General features: G+C 70.1%; 2 protein-coding genes. One reads left to right on the top strand and one right to left on the bottom strand.

Annotated elements, in window-relative coordinates:
- Positions 1 to 10 precede the first annotated feature (10 nt).
- Entirely contained in the window at positions 11 to 409 is a 399-nt protein-coding gene (locus ACFT4A_RS42440) for a hypothetical protein (RefSeq protein ID WP_376381295.1), read from the bottom strand.
- Between the two features lie 100 nt (positions 410 to 509).
- Between ACFT4A_RS42440 and ACFT4A_RS42435 the strand changes: the two genes are divergently transcribed.
- Entirely contained in the window at positions 510 to 1,250 is a 741-nt protein-coding gene (locus ACFT4A_RS42435; protein ID WP_376073315.1) for a GntR family transcriptional regulator, read from the top strand.
- The last annotated feature ends 427 nt before the right edge of the window (positions 1,251 to 1,677 follow it).

Here is a 1,677-nt window from a genome sequence, read left to right as displayed (position 1 = left end):
CTTCGGGGGGTCAGGCAGCGGCTTCGATCCGCCATTCCCAGGGCTCGCCGTCGGCGGCGGCCCGTGCGGCGGCGTCGCCCAGGGCGCGGGCGTGGGCGGCGGCGCTGGTCTTGACGAACTTGTGGCGGGCGAGCTTCCGCAGGAGCGTGGCCATCTCGGCGGCCTGAGCGGGCGTCATGGTCCCGCCGTCGCCGGGGTTGGTCAGCAGCAGGACGAGCGGGCCGCGCTCGGCGTACGACAGGCAGCCTTCGGCGTACCCCGCGAGGGAGGCGAGGACCTTGAGCGGGTGGCGGTCCTCGCCGCGCCCCGGACCGGGGCGGAACGTTCCTTGTGGCCACGACAGACCCTCTCTTGCCGAAGGTACGCATCTGTCGGCCCGGTGGTACTTAACGTATCTTGCCGACGCCACGAAGATACATCAAGCACCGATGCGAGGCAAGGATGTACCTTGGGAGGGTCATTGATGTACCTTCGGAGGTGTACCGCGCTCCGACAAACAGGGAGAAGCCATGCCATACAAGGCACCGGAGGGGAAGGGCTATGCCGACGTGGCGGCCCACTTCCGCACACTGATCAAGAGCGGGGAACTCGCGCCTGGCGCCACGTTGCCGTCCGTCGCTGAGATCCGTGAGCAGTTCGGCGTGGCGGCCAAGACCGTGAGCCGGGCCCTGGCCGTACTCAAGAGCGAGGGCCTGGTCAGCTCGCGCGGGGCGCTGGGCACGGTCGTCGAGAAGAACCCCATGGTGATCACCGGCGCGGACCGCCTGAAGCGCATGGAGAAGAACGGGATGCGCTACGCCCCCGGCGAGACCTCCTCCGGTCACCGCGTGATGACCCGGTCGGTCCACGACCCCGAGATTTGCACGGCTCTCAACCTGGAGCCCGGCGACGAAGCCGTGATCCGCATTCGCGTCTTCCGCCAGGACGACAAGCCGACGTCGGTCGGCGTCTCCGTCTATCCGCCCCACACGGTGGCCGCCGTCCCGGAGCTGGCCGACGACGTACGGATGGTGAAGCAGTTCGACAAGCTCTACAGCGAGCGCACCGGCCGCGAAGTCGTGAAGGGGCAGCGCACCGGCCACGCCCGGCAGGCGTCCCAGGACGAGCTGAACGCCTTGGAGATCGACGCCCCGGCCCACTCGGCCATCGCCGTCTTCGTCACGACCGTGACCTTCCACGACGACGAACAGGCACTCGGCTACTGGGAAGACGTCTACGCCCCCGGCGCCCGGGTGCCCATCGGCGAGTGACACATAGAGCCCTCGCCCAACGTCCCCAGGAGCCCCCGTCGGAGATCCGGCGGGGGCTTTCTGCTGCCCAGCGAGGGCGGCATCTCTGAGCGGTTTACATGGCCAGCCGTCTGCCGACTGCCGCTCTCGCTGTTGTGCTCGCGGACAGGCTGGCGGCGGAGGGGTGGGGGGCGCGTGGCGCTGAGCGGCCGTCTGACGGGGCGGGACGGGGGCTGAGCGCCGTACCCCCGCCGTCGCGGGGCTGGGCAGCGTGAGGCGACCGCACCGCCCGTCTCGGGCTGATGGGGAGCGGCTGCTGCCGCGATGTGGCCGATGCCGTCGAGCTGGTCAGCCCCGCGGCTCCGCGTCCTCGCCGAGGAAGTCCTGCAGAGGGGTCGCCTCCAGAGGCCCGTCATCGAGGGCGCCGAGCTCGTCGTAAGGGTTGTGG

This window comes from Streptomyces sp. NPDC057099 (assembly GCF_042671245.1).
GTDB lineage: Bacteria > Actinomycetota > Actinomycetes > Streptomycetales > Streptomycetaceae > Streptomyces > Streptomyces purpurascens.
Note: the sequence above shows the minus strand (reverse complement) of the source record. Positions and strands in the feature narration are given on the sequence as shown.